General features: G+C 39.5%; 11 protein-coding genes and 1 pseudogene. 9 read left to right on the top strand and 3 right to left on the bottom strand.

The window, feature by feature from the left end:
* Positions 1-180 precede the first annotated feature (180 nt).
* Complete coding sequence (locus E2I05_RS23020) at positions 181-270, bottom strand: helix-turn-helix domain-containing protein (protein ID WP_165905534.1); 90 nt, start codon at positions 268-270, stop codon at positions 181-183.
* A gap of 160 nt (positions 271-430) precedes the next feature.
* On the opposite strand from E2I05_RS23020, the gene E2I05_RS11510 reads away from it, so the two are divergent.
* Together E2I05_RS11510 and E2I05_RS11505 are read left to right on the top strand one after the other, a co-directional pair.
* On the top strand, positions 431-691 hold the full coding sequence (locus tag E2I05_RS11510; protein ID WP_121854405.1) for a CopG family ribbon-helix-helix protein: 261 nt from the start codon (positions 431-433) through the stop codon (positions 689-691).
* On the top strand, positions 691-966 hold the full coding sequence (locus E2I05_RS11505) for a type II toxin-antitoxin system RelE/ParE family toxin (protein ID WP_121854404.1): 276 nt from the start codon (positions 691-693) through the stop codon (positions 964-966). The genes E2I05_RS11510 and E2I05_RS11505 overlap by 1 nt, the downstream gene beginning before the upstream one ends.
* 151 nt (positions 967-1,117) lie before the next feature.
* On the opposite strand, the gene E2I05_RS11500 is transcribed toward E2I05_RS11505, so the two are convergent.
* Complete coding sequence (locus tag E2I05_RS11500) at positions 1,118-5,128, bottom strand: pentatricopeptide repeat-containing protein (RefSeq protein WP_133309647.1); 4,011 nt, start codon at positions 5,126-5,128, stop codon at positions 1,118-1,120.
* Positions 5,129-6,040: 912 nt separating this feature from the next.
* On the opposite strand from E2I05_RS11500, the gene E2I05_RS11495 reads away from it, so the two are divergent.
* The 6 genes and pseudogenes from E2I05_RS11495 to E2I05_RS11470 all read left to right on the top strand — a co-directional run bounded on the left by E2I05_RS11495 (position 6,041) and on the right by E2I05_RS11470 (position 11,390).
* Positions 6,041-6,286 carry a helix-turn-helix domain-containing protein gene (locus E2I05_RS11495; RefSeq protein ID WP_133309646.1) on the top strand — a complete coding sequence of 82 codons (246 nt, stop codon included), beginning with the start codon at positions 6,041-6,043 and terminating at the stop codon, positions 6,284-6,286.
* 29 nt (positions 6,287-6,315) lie between these two features.
* Positions 6,316-6,750 (top strand): annotated as a pseudogene (locus E2I05_RS22555) (ISAzo13-like element transposase-related protein).
* 346 nt (positions 6,751-7,096) lie between these two features.
* Entirely contained in the window at positions 7,097-7,432 is a 336-nt protein-coding gene (locus E2I05_RS11480) for an IS110 family transposase (RefSeq protein ID WP_425325186.1), read from the top strand.
* Positions 7,429-7,575, top strand: coding sequence for a hypothetical protein (locus E2I05_RS22045; RefSeq protein WP_170179632.1), 147 nt, complete (start codon positions 7,429-7,431; stop codon positions 7,573-7,575). Before E2I05_RS11480 ends, E2I05_RS22045 begins: the two co-directional genes overlap by 4 nt.
* 50 nt (positions 7,576-7,625) lie before the next feature.
* Positions 7,626-7,916 carry a type II toxin-antitoxin system RelE/ParE family toxin gene (locus E2I05_RS11475; protein WP_121852937.1) on the top strand — a complete coding sequence of 97 codons (291 nt, stop codon included), beginning with the start codon at positions 7,626-7,628 and terminating at the stop codon, positions 7,914-7,916.
* A 579-nt stretch (positions 7,917-8,495) separates the two neighbouring features.
* Positions 8,496-11,390 (top strand): insulinase family protein, encoded by a 2,895-nt coding sequence (locus tag E2I05_RS11470; RefSeq protein WP_121852938.1) that lies wholly within the window; start codon positions 8,496-8,498, stop codon positions 11,388-11,390.
* A 322-nt stretch (positions 11,391-11,712) separates the two neighbouring features.
* Here the strand turns inward: E2I05_RS11470 and E2I05_RS11465 are convergent, their stop codons facing one another.
* Positions 11,713-12,903, bottom strand: a complete 1,191-nt coding sequence (locus E2I05_RS11465; protein WP_121852939.1) for an amino acid aminotransferase — start codon at positions 12,901-12,903, stop codon at positions 11,713-11,715.
* 676 nt (positions 12,904-13,579) lie between these two features.
* Between E2I05_RS11465 and E2I05_RS11460 the strand changes: the two genes are divergently transcribed.
* Positions 13,580-14,983 carry a mannose-1-phosphate guanylyltransferase/mannose-6-phosphate isomerase gene (locus E2I05_RS11460; protein ID WP_121852940.1) on the top strand — a complete coding sequence of 468 codons (1,404 nt, stop codon included), beginning with the start codon at positions 13,580-13,582 and terminating at the stop codon, positions 14,981-14,983.

Here is a 14,983-nt window from a genome sequence, read left to right as displayed (position 1 = left end):
AACACTTCACAAAATTATCTCAACGTAGCAATGTAATAACTATAGCTTTGCATGTCGGTAATAACTATGTTTTCACCAATTTCGTTTGTACTTTTTGCGCATACATAGCTCTGAGTTGAGCATTTAATTGGGGAGTGACCACATAGCTGCGATAAGTCCCAACTTTTTATATCGCTAGAATTACAATGATAAATATCGATAAAAAGTTGCCTTTGAAATAGATAATGAGTCACAAATGGCATCTATGGACATGGTATTGGTATTGTTCATTTCTTTCGTCATGCATATTTTAGGGTAGGGTTATTCGTTCCGATCTTTCCCTGTTAATATTTGAGTCTCATAAAACGTTCGTTTTTTGAGAGGTATATTTGCTATTTATTATTCACTATGATTAACTTTGATGTATAAAGATTATGTTTGAGGTTTTATTATGGACACTAAAGTTATTACCGCCCATGTTCCAGTTCCGTTAGCTGAGAAGGTTGATCTTTTAGCTAATAGATTAGAACGGTCGAAGGCATGGATCATGAAACAAGCTTTAGCCGCTTGGATTGATCAAGAAGAAGAGAGGCATAAGTTAACATTAGAAGCGCTAGCTGATGTTGATAACAATAATGTTATAGAACACCAATCAATGCTTGATTGGGCACAAAGTCTAGATACTGATAAATCCAAATCAGTTACAAGTTAATGCAAATCAAATGGACAAGTAAATCAGCCTCCGATTTGAGTAGGTTATTTGAATTTTTAGCTTACGTTAATCGAAATACAGCAGCCAAAACAGTACAAACTTTGGTTGATGCTCCAAATCGGCTCATCCAACAGCCATTTATTGGAGAGAGACTTGATTCATTTACTGACCGTGACGTTCGTAGACTAATCATTAGTAGCTATGAAATGCGGTATGAAGTGACTGACGACGTTCTTTTTATCCTTCGAATTTGGCATACTCGAGAGAAAAGATGATCCAATTTAAATTGAAGTGCTGGTAAGGTTATGCCCCAAACCGTTTAGAATATTAAAACAAAAAAGTAGTTATCATTATAATATTGTCGTTGCTCTATGATGTTCATTTTATGATGCGATTATACTAAAAAGTGTGCTCGCTAGCATCAAGTTAATGGCTAGACTCGTTCAATACTATCATTCCTGAGTTGAATTCATCCTCGTTAAACTCAAGTCTAAATTCATCTTCGAGAAAACTTATCATTCCATTTTTTAACGTATTATTGCCATGGTATCCAGTTATGATCGATGTTATCTTGGGTTCATTGTTTTTTTTGTGGTAACAAAATAATAGTTTTGCGAAAGCTAATGGAACACCTCGAATATGTGTACCATCGCCTGAATGTCCTTCGAAGATTTTATCCATATGCAAATCGATACAATGATTCATTAAGCCAACATTTTTTTTATATATTCCTTGTGTTATCCCTTTATCAATCATGCTTGCGAAATTATCTTTTTCAAGCGGCGCAAGCTGAGCATGTATTTGTGAAGTAGTACTCATGTTACATTCGTTCATTATTTTTTCTAAATACCATATTCCAATGTCAAATTCCTTTGCATTAATACATACTTTAGTAAAGGCATTGTATATGGCAACATCAGGCTTGATGCCCCATTGCTGCATTAAGCTGGTTGTAGTTGTGTCGACATCACCCAACACCAATGATTTGGCTTCTGCATAACGTCTCGCTTCAGCGCAGGCCGTCAGCAAATTTATGCAGGTGATTTGATTGGCCTTTAATGACAAATGAGGTGCCATCACGGGCTTATCACCACACACCAGTTGCCAAGCACTATCAAAGTAGCCCGTTTTAGCGCATACCGTGATAAAGGCATTGTAAATGGCAACGTTAGGCTTGATGCCCCATTGTTGCATTAAGCTGGGTGTAGCTGTATCGCTATCGCCCAACACCAATGATTTGGCTTCTGCATAATGCCCCGTTTCAGCGCAGGCCGTCAGCAAATTCATGCAGGTGATTTGATTGGCTATTAATGGCAAATGAGATGCCATCACGGGCTTATCACCACACACCAGTTTCCAAGCACTATCAAACTGGCCAGTTTTAGCGCATACCGTGATAAAGGCACTGTAAATGGCAACATCAGGCTTGATGCCCCACTGCTGCATTAAGCTGGCTGTAGCACCATCGCCCAACACCAATGATTTGGCTTCTGTAAAACGTTCCATTTCAGCGCAGGCAGCCAGCAAATTCATGCAGGTAATTGAATCTGCCTTTAGTGGTAGATGAGGTGCCATCACGGGCTTATTACCACACACCAGTTGCCAAGCACTATCAAACTGGCTCGTTTTAGCGCATACCGTGATAAAGGCGCTGTAAATGGCAACATCAGGCTTGATGCCCCATTGTTGCATTAAGCTAGCTGTAACTGTATCGCCCAACACCAATGATTTGGCTTCTGCATAACGCCCCGCTTCAGCGCAGGCAGTCAGCAAATTCATGCAAGTGATTTGATTGGCCTTTAATGGCAAATACGGTGCCATTACGGGCTTATCACCACACACCAGTTGCCAAGCTCTATCAAACTGGCCTGTTTTAGCGCATACAGTGATAAAGGCGCTGTAAATGGCAACATCTGGCACGATGCCCCATTGTTGCATTAAGCTAGCTGTTGCTGTATCGCCATCGCCCAACACTAATGATTTGGCTTCTATAAAATGTTCTATTTTAGCGCAAGCAGTCAGCAAATTCAGGCAGGTGATTTTATTGGCCTTTAATGACAAATGAGGTGCCATCACGGGCTTATCACCACACACCAGTTGCCAAGCACTATCGAACTGGCAGGTTTTAGCGCATACCATGATAAAGGCGCTGTAAGTCGCAACGTTAGGCTTGATACCCCATTGTTGCATTAAGCTGGCTGTATCGCCATCGCCCAACACCAATGATTTGGCTTCGGCATAACGCCCCGTCTCAGCGCAGGCAGTCAGCAAATTCGTGCAGGTGATTGAATCTACCTTTAATGATAGATGAGGTGCCATCACGGGCTTATCACCACAAACCAGTTGCCAAGCACTGTCAAAGTGGCCAGTTTTAGCGCATACCGTGATAAAAGCGCTATAAATGGCAACATCAGGCTTAATGCCCCATTGTTTTATTAAGCTGGCTGTAGTTGTATTGCCATCGTCATCGCCCAACACCAATGATTTGGCTTCGGCATAACGCCCCGTTTCAGCGCAGGCAGCCAGCAAATTCGTGCAGGTGACTTGATTGGCTTTTATTGGCAAATGAGGTGCCATCACGGGCTTATCACCACACACCAGTTGCCAAGCACTATCAAACTGGCCAGTTTTAGCGCATACCGTGATAAAGGCGCTGTAAATGGCAACATCAGCCTTGATGCCCCATTGTTGCATTAAGCTGGCTGTATCAGTATCGGCATCACTATCGCCCAACAGCAATGATTTTGCTTCGGCATAACGCCCCGCTTCAGCGCAAGCGCTCAGCAAATTCAGGCAGGTGATTTTATTGACCTTTAGTGGTAGATGAGGTGCCATCACAGGCTTATCACCACACACCAGTCGCCAAGCATTATCAAAGTGGCCCGTTTTAGCGCATACCGTGATAAAGGCACTGTAAATGGCAACATCAGGCTTAATGCCCCATTGTTGTATTAAGCTGGCTGTAGCACCATCGCCCAACACCAATGATTTGGCTTCTGTAAAACGTTCCATTTCAGCGCAGGCCGCCAGCAAATTCATGCAGGTAATTGAATCTGCCTTTAGTGGTAGATGAGGTGCCATCACGGGCTTATTACCACACGCCAGTTGCCAAGCACTATCAAACTGACCCGTTTTAGCGCATACCGTAATAAAGGCGCTGTAAATGGCAACGTTAGGCTTGATGCCCCATTGTTGTATTAAGCTAGCTGTAGCGCCATCGCCCAACACCAATGATGTGGCTTCTGCATAACGCCCCGCTTCAGCGCAGGCAGCCAGCAAATTCATGCAGGTGATTGAATCTGCCTTTAGTGGTAGATGAGGTGCCATCACGGGCATATCACCACAAACCAGTTGCCAAGCACTATCAAATTGGCCCGTTTTAGCGCATACCGTGATAAAGGCATTGTAAATGGCAACATTAGGCTTAATGCCCCACTGCTGCATTAAGCTGGCTGTATCTGTATCGCCAAACACCAATGATTTAGCTTCGGCATAACGCCCCGCTTCAGCGCAGGCCGTCAGCAAATTCATGCAGGTGATCTGATTGGATTTTAATGACAAATGAGGTGCCATCACGGGCTTATCACCACGCACCAGCTGCCAAGCATTATCAAACTGGCCAGTTTTAGCGCATACCGTGATAAAGGCACTGTAAATGGCAACATTAGGCTTGATGCCCCATTGCTGCATTACGCTGGCTTCAGCTGCATTGCCTAGCACCAAGCTTTTGGCATCTGAAAAATTTAAATTTAACTTAATTAATTTCAGTAATAGTGTGCATGTTTTCGCTTCATAGGACGATTTAAATCGTATTATGTCACTAAAAATGCCGTCGAAATTGGATGAATGGCTGTCAGAAAACTCGGCGGCTTTGTGTAACAGTTTATGGATTAACCTTATGTCCCATGATGTTTCCATGACCTGTTTGTCGTTTTTTAGGCTGTGAATGATTTCAATAAGCTGAGAAAGTTTAGTGCAACCACCAATTAATGCATTTAAATCAATACCCAGTTTATTTTTGCTTCTCTGTTTAAGTTTCCAAGAGTGAATAAGCTCACTGGTCTGAGTAAAAAAGGAATTAGGGGAGGAAGGTGGTTGCTGTATTTGCTTGGGATACTGAGTGCTCGATTTTGGAGTAATGGAGCGGTGCTCGGTTGCAAAACGTCGGCAAGCATTACTTGGCTTCTTACAATAATGAGTCTCTCGTGTGTGAGAGTTAGAGCGAGTCGCCGATGATTTATTGTTGAAAAAATCATACAGCTTTTGTCTATCGGTTTTGCTTAATCTTTGATAGCCCTGTTGTAAGTCGTCATCATCATCAAACTTTGAAACCTCAAAGTTTAGATAGGATACGGCTTCGCTTGGGTATTCTTGGAGACTTTTGAGCATGAATCTATATATTGATTGTTGCTCAGCAGGAGTACGCACTGTCGCCATCACATTACTCAATAAGTGAGTGAATTAACAGGCTAATAAATAACGCACTAAAAAAATAAATACAAAAATATTCAGCTTTAAGGCATTCTATAAATGTATAACAAAAAATTATCCACCGCACAGGGGAGCCGTTTCATAGCTCATCGTTGTATCTCAGACCAATGTACACGACAAAAAGTGAGTTGATGAAAGTGCTTTATAATGGATGTTGTACCAAAACACTCCCAACAGCCATGGAACTCATCAACTCTCTGGATTCACAGTTTAAACCTTATCTTAAGTGGCACAAGAGCCATCTTGTGGTTTTAGCCGTTCTAGGATCTGTTGATCTTTCGTGATTGTTTTTTCAGCGATAAATTGGTTATTTCATGCAATGCAGAGTTTGTGAGGTTTGGTTATTATCGACATACAAAACTGTCGTTACTTCGTTTCCAAATAAGAAAACGATAACACAGCAGAAATGACCAATTTACGTTGTCTTCGATGCTTTTGAGCATTCACTGTTCTGTGTTGTGACCTGCTCACTTAGATGGCTAAGCATCACTGCTCACGCCTTGAACAGATAAATGATCAAATAGCACAAAATTTAATCCTGATAGATCAACAGACCTTAGCACCCAAACACAGTGAAGATGATCGATTGAACTCACTTTAAAGTTGGTATTAATTCATCCGAAGCAAGCATGTTAATACTACGTGGCGTTTCAGGTTTATTTCAGGACTGATCAAAACATAGGGCTTAAAGGTAACAAATCAAAGAGAGATCGTCAGCTCAACCTCAGTTGAACCGCTACCGTATATCACACAAAGTTTGTGAGCGCTTAGGAACTGTTCCAAAATAACTTCCGTGTTTACCTAATCTCGTAAGGTGGTTCAATATAAGCCTTCTCCCCCAGCTTTCTCTGAAACATCATGAACACCTACTCTTCTACCGTAAAGAATCAAATGTTACGTTTTTACAAATCACTTAATCAACGAGATCGTAGACGATATGCTGCCATTAAAGCCTTAAAACTTGGGCATGGAGGTATAGAATACATTTCCAAGGTATTGAAATGTGACCCCAAAACTATAAGTCGTGGGATTCATGAGTTAGAAGATGAAGTAGAGCTGAGCAATAAAGGGCAAAGAAAAAAAGGGGAGGTAGAAAAAAGCTGACATAAACTTTTCCCGATTTAGATGATAATTTGCAGGCAATTCTAAAAAACCATACCGCTGGTGATCCTATGCGCCAAGATTTAAGGTGGACAAACCAATCACGTAGACAAATATCTCGCAAGCTATACGCCAACGGAATACCCGCCAGTAAAAACCTCGTTTCAAGATTATTGTGTCAGCAGGGTTTTCACCGTCGTAAGGCTCAGAAAACCAAAACGATGAAGCAATATGTCGATCGTAACGCTTAGTTTGAAAAACTGGCTCAACTGAAACAAGACTATCTTGATAAGGGGAACCCCGTCCTGAGTATCGATACAAAAAAGAAAGAACAATTAGGTAATTACTTTCGTGATGGAGTCACAGATGCCGCTGAGCCGACAACCGTTAATGATCATGATTTTCCTAGTAATGGTCATGGTAAACTCATACCTCACGGCATCTACGACCTAAACGTTCGTTCATGATAGGTATAGATGTCATATGCGTTTACTTTGACAACTATTTTTCTATCACCCTACAGCATGAAAATTCTTTCTGTTTTATTCTAACTATTAGCAGAGCTTAAATCGTGGTCGCATTTTTTTAGTTTTCATAACTGAACCTAAACTGATCTGGATCTGGTTGCTCGTACTCTCGCTATTTTAGCTTTTACGCATTGAATGAACGGTAAAATGACCAGTTCTCGTTAGAGTTCTTGGCAATCCAATCTATCCACTAGGCTCTGCTACTCACTTTAATTCAGTGGAGTAGTATTTTATGGAACCTATTGTAAAAAGTTGTGCAGGATTGAATGTCCACAAGGTGATGGTCATGGTCACTACCCGCAAGGAGACAGAGCAGGGAATTGAAGAAATCACTCAATCCTTTGGTACTTTAAAAAAAGAACGCTTGAAATTATGCCATTTTCTCAAGCAGCATGATATTGAGCTAGCTGTAATGGAAAGCACAGGTGTTTACTGGAAAAGCATCTACCATTCACTTGTTACTGCTGGCATAAAAACGCAGGTCGTTAATGCAAGACATGTCAAGAATGTTCCCGGTCGAAAGACAGATGTCATTGACAGTCAATGGCTCGCTTCACTCGGTCACTATGGACTCGTTCGGTCAAGTTTCGTTCCAGCGCCACAGCAGGAGCAACTCAGATGAGGGTTAAATACCATGTTCGTTTGAGTAATGAAGAACGTTCAATGCTTGAGGCTTTGATAAAGCAGAAGAAACCACGTGTTGCTCAACATAAGAAACGACACGCCCAAATTTACTTGCTATTGATGAGAAGTCGCTGTGAATAGCAAACACAGCCATCAAGGCCGGATAGTTGGGAAACTGATCAGGAAAAAGCATGTCTAGAGAAGTAATTTGGTTACCTGATGCAGTAACAGATTTAGTGCGGTTAAGAGAGTTTATCCAAGAAAAAAATCCAAGTGCTCCAAAAAGAGCAGCAACTAAAATTAAAGAAGGTTCGCTTACTTTAACTAACAACCCTGAATCAGGGAGGCCAGTTGATGGATTGAGTTCTTTTCGGGAAATTTTAATTCCATTTGGTGCTGGAAATTATTTTTTAAGATACAGAGAAGATAACTTCACTATCGCTGTTGTTCGAGTTTGGCATAATAAAAAAGAGCGAAGTTAAACCAAGACTTAGGTGATTAATTCATGTTACGCACCAGCCTCATATTTAGTGCATAATCTAATTGATTTGTTGATGGTTTTGTCTTTAGAAGCTCTAATTCCTTAAGCGATAACGTTCAGTATTCTGTTAGCTCTACAGCATCCCAGATCTGTTTCATCTTCTTCGCACCAAATATAAATGAAGGGGCTTACTTTAGCGGTTTTTAGTCCGAAGGTAAAAGTTGGCACTTATCGCAGTAATTTGGTCACTACCCCTAATTACTGTAATTGGTATAACGGTTAGCCATAATTGAAATTTTGATTGAGCATTTGGCATTTATCCTTTTGCTAAACTTCGTTTAAATTAAGGCTCATAAATAGTTAAGTTGTAATAAAATGTTTTCAGGTTCATACCTTTTTTGTTGATCTTACTGTTTTATATTTTAATAACTTGTTTTTATTATAATTTTATTGATTCATATTTTTTGTCTAGAAATTCTCCAAATTGACTGCTAGTTAACATTTTAGTAACTTAAATTTTCATGAAAAATCTGATATTTCATTATTGAAAATGGAATTATCTCACATATTAGGACGATTAATGAAAAACCTTAAGTTCAATCTTTTATCTACAGCAGTAGCTCTTGCTATTGGTGTAACAACCCTCGCATCATGTGGCAATGTTTCCACACCAGTTGCGGCTTTAGATCCTAATGTCGTGGTAAAAAGCCAAAATGACCAACGTGAATATCGTCATATCGTACTTTCAAATGGGCTTAAGGCCGTTTTGGTCTCTGATAGCAAAGCTGATAAATCTGCTGCTTCAATTGATGTTCATATCGGTCATATGGCTGATCCTGAAGACCGTGAAGGTCTGACACACTTTTTAGAGCATATGTTATTTTTGGGGACTGAAAAGTATCCAAAAGTAGGCGAATATAATGAATATTTAAAAGCCAATGGTGGTTGGTCGAATGCTGGAACTGGTCAAGAGCATACTAACTACTTTTTTGAAGTGAACCAAAATGCTTTCGAAGAAGCGGTAGATAGATTCGCTCAGTTCTTCATTTCACCTTCTTTAGACCCTGAGTTTGTTGAACGTGAAAAGAACGCTGTGCATTCAGAATACAGCATGAAAATTAAAGACGATGCGCGAAGAATACGTGAAGTACTAAAAGATACGACAAATCAGGCGCATCCAGCGAGTCAATTTAGTGTTGGTAACTTAGATACGCTCGCAGATAGAGAAAATGATCTTCTGATTGACGATCTCACTGAACAATATAAAAAGTATTACACAGCAAGCCGTATGTCTCTTGTGCTTGTTGGTAAAGAAGACTTAGACACACTTGAGAAATGGGCGAAAGAAAAATTTACGGCCGTACCTAATAATGGCTCTGTTTCTTTACCAGTGGAAGTTAAGCCTTATTTAGATGAACAGTTAGCGGTTCGTATTAATATCGAACCAATGAAAGATACACGCAATTTAACACTGTATTTTCCTGTCGAAAGCTCAACAAAATATTTCGCTGAAAAACCATTGGATCTAATTTCAGATTTACTTGCCAATGAAGGTGAAGGGAGTTTATTTAGCTATTTAAAGCAGGAAGGACTTTTAGAGTCTTTGAGTAGTTATCATTATGGGCCAGACGACCACGAGCAGTTTGTAGTGACCATGACGTTGACAGAAGATGGTCTTAATAACTATCAATCTGTTACTGAGTCCGTCTTTTCGTATATTAGCTTATTATCTGATGAATCTTATAATCGTAACTATTTCGAGGAAATGAAATCGATAGCAAAAATTAATTTCGATTTCAGTGAAAAACAATCACCGGCAGGTACGGCTAGAAGCCTATCAAGTAAGTTACAATATTATCCAGCAAATCATGTTGTAAATTCTAGTTACCATTATGGTGATTACTCTCATAAGCTTGTGACTGGCTATTTATCAAAATTGACTCCTGAAAATATGCGTCTTGTACTTACGGCAAAAGGCCTCGAAACTGACAAAGTACAGCCTTTGTATGATACTCCGTACTCGATGACCAAATTAAATGCTGACGAAGTCGCTAGGTATAATAAACCTAAGAAGATAAATGCATTAAAACTGCCAAAAGCCAATCCATTTATTGCCCAAGAGCTATCGCTCAAATCCACAGAAGGTTCACTAGATAAGCCATCTGTAGTGTTTGAAAAAGCAGGGTTTAAAGTATGGCATAAACAGGATTCTGAATTTAATGTACCAAAAGCGGCTCTGTACGTACAAATTTATTCAGATATGGCGGGTAAGGATGTAAACTCACGGGCAAAAAATTACCTTTACACAGCATTGTTAAACGATTCATTAAATGAATTTGGTTACCCAGCAAGACAAGCAGGTCTTAATTATAATGTTTGGTCTACCAGTGCAGGTATAGGTTTTGGTGTCGAAGGTTACGATGAGAAATCTACTTCTTTATTATCTACGATTAATAATCGTGTTAGAAATTTAGAAATAAACCCTGATTCATTTAAATTACATAAAGAGCGCTTAATTCGCCAATGGAATAATGCTAAATTCGACCGTCCATACAGCCAAGCACGCTCCGCGTTAAGTCAATTACAACGTGATAAGGCGTACTCAAAAGAAAACCTTGCTGAAGCATTAAGCTCGGTTACCAGTGAGACACTTGCCAATTATATTTCTGACTTTCATAAAGAAATCGAAGTCGAAGCTATGATCCATGGTAATAAAACGAAAGCAGAATCGTTGAAGATATCCGATTCGTTTTATAAACAAATCATGAGAGGCTCAAAACCAAAAGTTAGAGCACAGAAAGTTGTTAAGTTGAACACAACTGGGCAAGCAGTTATTCAGCAGCTTGATATTGATCATAACGACTCTACGCTTGTGATGACTTATGTTAGCGATGACAAGTCAATTAATATTAAAGCGAAGTATGCGTTACTTGGCAATATGATAAGTGCGCCTTTCTTCCAACAAATCCGTACTGAGCAGCAACTGGGTTACATTGTTGGCGGTAATAGTTCCTCTTTAGAAGAGCTTCCATTGATTTCATTTTTAATTCAATCTCCAAAAGTAGGGGCTGTTGAGTTGAACCGTAGAGTGGATACCTTCATTGCTGACTACAAAGAAACGTTAACTAAGTTAACAACTGTAGAATTCGAGAATTATAAGCAAGGTGTTGTTAAAAACTTAAGGACCAAGCATAAGAATCAAGGAGAGCGTACTCGTTTTTATTGGTCTGAGATTAGTAAACAAAAGTTTGATTTCAATAGTAATGAGCAATTGGCAAAAGCCGTTGAGTTACTTGATCATAAGTCAATGGTTGAATTCTATGATTATGCTTTGTATTCGGTAAAACCAATTGTGGTTCGTAGTTTCGGTAAAGCACATCAAGATTCGCCTGACTACCAGTTATCGATTAAAGAAATGTCCGTGAATTTAGATACAGCAGAATTAAATAAAAGCTTGACCAAATTTAAGCTTTAACTTAGAAACATCAGTGGACTGCGTTCTCAAGCGTAGAAAAAATGGCTGATATTAAGACGTAGCTTGCAGCAAGTAGTTATTCTACTTGCAAAAGTTACAACGCAGATAGCAGTCATTTTAGCAAGCTTGTGAGCGTAGAGCATTTTACTCATTGGGTGAAAAACATGATAATAAAATCATCCAATTGCTCAAACAGTTACTCATATACTCAGCGTTCAACTGATGTTTTTAGGTTTAAGTTGTTGAAATTGAATTATGGAAAAAGCCCTTTTTGAAAGGGCTTTTTTATTGGGGAAAATAAATATTAGAAAAAACTTCTCGATTACAAAACCTTTGCAATAGATGACGCTAAATATCCCACATTGTCATTGCTGATACCAGCAATGCTAATACGACTAGAATCAACCATATAAATACTGAATTCTTCTTTAAGTCGCGTTACTTGGTCTTTATTGACACCTAAGAATGAAAACATACCTTTTTGAACATTAATAAAACTAAAGTCTCTTTCAACGCCTGAATTAGCAAGTGTAGAAACCAATATTTCTCTGTTACCGTTAATGCGATCACGCATGACTTTTAATTCATCAAGCCATTGCTGTTTTAGTTCTTCAGAGCCTAGGATAGTTTCGACTATAGCGGCACCGTGTGCAGGTGGCATAGAGTAGATACAACGAACTACGTAAAGAAGTACTGAAAAAGCAATGTCAGCTTGGTTACTGTCTTTGCTGATAACTGAACATGAACCAATGCGGTCACGGTAAAGACCGAAGTTTTTAGAGCATGAGCTACATAAGATCATATTGTCGATAAAGTCAGCCATTCTTCGTACGCCATAAGCGTCTTCTTCAACGTCAGTACCAAAGCCTTGGTAAGCCATATCAATTAGTGGTGTAAAACCTTTTTCTTTGGTTAACTCTACAACGATGTCCCATTGATCATTTGTTAAATCCATTCCACTCGGGTTATGGCAACACGCGTGGAGCAACACAACATCATCGGAGCTAATTTGTGATAAACACTGAGCCATCTCATCGAATTTAAGCGATTCATTAGCATGATCATAGTAAGGATAAGTTTTAACTTGAACGCCAGCAGCTTCAAATATACCTGTGTGGTTCGCCCATGTTGGATCACTCACCCAAATTACAGCGTCTTTTTTACAACGCTTTATAAAATCAGCCGCAACGCGTAAGGCGCCAGTGCCACCAGGAGTTGACACTGTACGAATTCGATTACTTAAAATGGCTGAGTGTGATGCGCCAAAGCAGAGATCGGTAATGAGAGTATTGAAATCAGCAGAGCCAGTTGGACCAATGTATACCTTAGTTTGCTCGTTTTCGAAGCGAAACTTCTCAGCTGTTTTTACACAATTAAGTATGGGAGTGTGACCATTTGGGTCTTTATAAACACCGACACCTAAATCAACTTTATTTGAGTTCGAATCTTGACGGTACTGATTAAGTAGACCAAGAATTGGATCGGCAGGTAAAGCGCTGAGGGTATCAAACATTATTCCGTACATCCTGTGGTTATTTTAAATAGGAATTGCTTACCGTAGGTTAACATATCGAACAGATGTGGTGAACATAGTTAGCAAACTACCAGCATAATTATTAGCAAAATTTCTATAATAAATCACAGAAGTTAGCCTGCAGATGGCACTACAGTGAAAGATATATAGCTTGAGTCATGTCTATTCATACAATTAATTATTTTGCGCTAAGCAGAACCATACCCGTGTTACCTGAAGATGTAAGTACCTGTCGATAAGTTCTTTGATAATTATCGACAGGTTTAGTGCTATACAAGACGCAATGTAGGGCGCATAGCCGTAGATATGTAACCGAAGTTGCAGCACCATAGTGTGCTGAAACTGGGCACTAGAAAATCTTAAGAAACTTATGGTCAGGTACTTATGATTTCAGCGAGAGTTAATTGCCGTTTAGACAAGGCGCTTATTCGAGGTAATAGTTATTCTATTGCAAGGATAAGCAAAGCAGGATAAATGGCAATACTTGTTGTTAAGATAAGTCGCACTAGGTGGGCACTTCAATGCTTATTTTTCTACGTTGTAAAAGCTTGAATTAGCCCACTAGTCCAGCACTTTCACGCCTTAAAAAATGAACAGCTGAAGATGCCCTGAAAGTTGCATCTTCAACACGGGTATAAAACCGTTAAGGACTGATATGATTTTACCTATTATTATGGCTGGTGGTTCAGGAACTCGTTTATGGCCATTATCCCGCCAGTTATTCCCTAAGCAGTTTTTGTCAATAAATGGCAAACGATCTATGCTGCAAGATACATTTTTTCGGATTAATGAACTTGATCATTTAGCACCGATAATTATTTGTAATGAAGAACATAGGTTTGTAGTTGCAGAGCAATTAAGAACTGAGGAAATCAATGGTTGCAACATAATTCTGGAACCAGTAGGGCGTAATACTGCGCCAGCGATTGCATTGGCAGCATTTCAGGCTATAAAAACCAATCAAGATCCATTGTTGTTAGTGCTTGCCGCCGACCATGTAATCAAAGATAAAATGGCGTTTAACAAAGCTGTTGAAAGCGCATCTATTTTAGCACTGAAAAATTACATGGTAACTTTTGGTATCAAGCCTACTTCTCCTGAAACAGGCTATGGATACATTAAAGCTGGGCAAAGCGAAGGGAGTGGATATTTTGTTGAAAAATTCGTCGAAAAGCCCAATTCTGATACTGCAAAAAAATACATTGCGAGTGGTAATCATTATTGGAACAGTGGCATGTTTATGTTCAAAGCGAGTAAGTTTTTAAACGAACTTGAACAGTATGCACCTGAGATATACAACACTTGTAAGCAAGCTACTGATGTATTGAAAGTTGACGCCGACTTTATTCGTATTAATCAACAGATTTTCGAAACTTGTCCAAGTGATTCAATTGATTATGCTGTGATGGAAAAAACTTCGAAGGCAATGGTAGTTCCGCTTGATGCACAGTGGAGTGATATTGGTAGTTGGTCCGCATTATGGGATATCGAAGCAAAGGATGCACATGGAAATGTATGTCACGGCGATGTGGTGAATATTGATACAAACAACTCTTACATTAAAGCCGTAGATAAGCTGGTGACGACGATTGGGCTTAATGATGTTGTCGTCGTTGAAACTAAAGACGCAATCTTAGTCTCTAAAAAGTCTGAAGTTCAAAAAGTAAAATCAATTGTCGAAAAACTCAGGCAAGATGGTCGTAGTGAAACCACAGATCATCGTGAAGTATATCGTCCGTGGGGTAAGTATGATGCTATCGACAGTGGAAACCGCTTTAAAGTGAAACGAATTACGGTAAAACCCGGTGCAAAACTATCAGTACAAATGCATCACCACAGAGCCGAACATTGGATCGTTGTTTCAGGCACTGCCAGAGTCACTAACGGTGAACAACAAGTATTGCTTACTGAAAATCAATCGACTTATATTCCCATTGGCAGCATTCATGCTCTAGAAAACCCGGGGCTAGTAAATCTAGAGCTAATTGAAGTGCAGTCAGGCACCTATTTAGGCGAAGATGATATTGTACGCTATGAAGATAAATATGGACGATCATAA

It is taken from the genome of Parashewanella spongiae, from assembly GCF_004358345.1.
GTDB lineage: Bacteria > Pseudomonadota > Gammaproteobacteria > Enterobacterales > Shewanellaceae > Parashewanella > Parashewanella spongiae.
The sequence above is the reverse complement of the archived record's forward strand: the minus strand, read 5'-3'. Positions and strand labels throughout refer to the sequence as shown.